This window comes from Limnochorda sp., from assembly GCF_047459355.1.
In the GTDB taxonomy this organism is placed as follows: Bacteria; Bacillota; Limnochordia; order Limnochordales; family Limnochordaceae; genus Limnochorda.
In genome coordinates this window covers 1-1,084 of sequence record NZ_VSCV01000114.1, presented here as the reverse complement: position 1 = coordinate 1,084, position 1,084 = coordinate 1, and the positions used below count along the sequence as shown (strand labels likewise).

The following is a 1,084-nucleotide window of genomic DNA, read 5'->3' as shown; positions in this document are numbered from 1 at the left end:
GAGCCGATCGTGGGCCCAGGTTTCGTTCCACCCATCCGTCGGCTCCCACAGCCCGGGGATCCCCGGATGGAGGTGCTCCCGCAGGACCTCGTCGTTCAGGTCATCGATGCCCAGCCCGGGCCGGTCGGGCGGGTAGATGAAGCCGTCCCGGATGAAGGGCTCAGGCAGGCCCGCGGCCAGATCGCTCCACCACGCCACGTCCGCCGCGTGGAACTCCAGGGCCAGGAAGTTCTCGATGGCCACCGCCACGTGCGCGGCGGCCAGGCAGCCGACGGGGCTCTCGGCCATGTGAAGGGCCACGGGGACCCCGTACTCCGCCGCCATATCGGCGATCTTCTTGGTCTCCAGCATGCCGCCGGCGGTGAGCACGTCGGGGTGGATGACGGAGACCCCGCCCCGTTCCAAGAGGGGGCGGAAGTTCTCCTTGAGGTAGATATCCTCGCCCGTGCAGATGGGGATGGCCACCGCCCGGCTGAGGCGGGCGTACTGGTCGGTGTACTGCCACGGGACGGGGTCTTCCAGCCAGGCCAGGTGGTACTTCTCCAGGCGCCGGCCCAGGCGGATGAGGCTCTCCACGTTGAGGTGGCCCAAGTGGTCGATGGCCAGGGGCACCTCGGGCCCGATCACCGACCGGACCTCGGCCACGTAGCCTTCCAGCCAGTCCAGCCCCTTCTCAGTAAGCTGCAGCCCCGCAAAGGGGTGGGGGATGTGGAGCACTTCCTCCTCTCGCCGGCGCTCGGCGCTCTGGGGCTGGGGCGAGGCCTGCCGGGTCTCGGCAGTCCGCCAGGCCGCCTTGAACTGGTCGAGAAAGCCCAGGGGCGCGCTGAGCGCCCCCTCCACGTCGAAGAGGAGGGAGGCGCCCAGATCCATTTTCAGGAAGGTGAACCCCTTGGCCAGCCGCGCTTTCAGCGCCTGGCCCATGGCCCGGCCGTCCCCCTTGCCGTGGGCGTCGGTGTCGCAGTAGAGCCGGACCCCATCCCGGAACTTGCCCCCGAGGAGCTGGTAGACGGGCACCCCGTAGGCCTTCCCGGCCAGGTCCCACAGGGCCACCTCCACGCCGCTCACCCCGCCCCCCTGCCGCCCG

Annotated in this window: 1 protein-coding gene; it reads right to left on the bottom strand. The window is 70.4% G+C overall.

Features of this window, described 5'->3' with window-relative positions:
- Positions 1 to 1,084, bottom strand: a 1,084-nt coding sequence (locus tag FWJ67_RS11275; RefSeq protein WP_414482881.1) for a mandelate racemase/muconate lactonizing enzyme family protein, incomplete at both ends; no start/stop codon positions are given.